Consider the following 675-nt stretch of genomic DNA (forward strand, 5'->3'; position numbering starts at 1 on the left):
ACTTTAGACGCCACCGTTTCCCCGCCGAGATCATTGCCCATGCGGTCTGGCTCTATTACCGGTTTCCGCTCAGCTTTCGTGACGTCGAAGATCTGCTTGCCGAGCGCGGCATTGACGTCTCGTTCCAGACCGTGTCGGAATGGGCTGCGAAGTTCGGTCTCAAATTCGCCAACCAACTTCGCCGGCGCTCGCGAGGCCATTTTGCCGATAAGTGGCAGCTTGATGAGATGTTGGTGACGATCAAGAGAATGAAATATTGGCTGTGGCGCGCCGTCGATGCCAACGGCTATGTCCTCGATGCGCTACTGCAAAGCCGAAGGAACAAGCGCGCAGCGGTACGGCTGATGCGAAAGCTGCTCAAAGGCCAGGGCGCCACCCCGCGGGTGATGGTCACGGACAGATTGCGGTCCTACTCTGCCGCGAAGGCGGAGCTGATGCCTGGCATCGAGCATCGCTCACACAAGGGTCTCAACAACCGAGCCGAGAATTCACACCTGCCTTTGCGACGACGCGAACGGCGCATGATGCGCTTCAAGTCGGCACGGCAATGCCAGCGTTTCATTTCCACCCATGGCCAGATCGCCAACCTCTTTCTTCTTCACCGCAAACATCTGACCGCAGCAGATCATCGAAAGCTTCGCTCTCACGCTATCGCGGCATGGCGAGATATCACCA

At 57.9% G+C, this 675-nt stretch carries 1 protein-coding gene; it reads left to right on the forward strand.

Annotated elements, in window-relative coordinates; genetic code table 11:
* On the forward strand, nt 1-675 hold a 675-nt coding region (locus tag JZX87_RS31065), incomplete at both ends, for an IS6 family transposase (protein WP_210349156.1).

Origin of the sequence: Agrobacterium sp. Ap1 (genome assembly GCF_017313375.1) — a bacterium.
Taxonomy (GTDB): domain Bacteria; phylum Pseudomonadota; class Alphaproteobacteria; order Rhizobiales; family Rhizobiaceae; genus Neorhizobium; species Neorhizobium cellulosilyticum.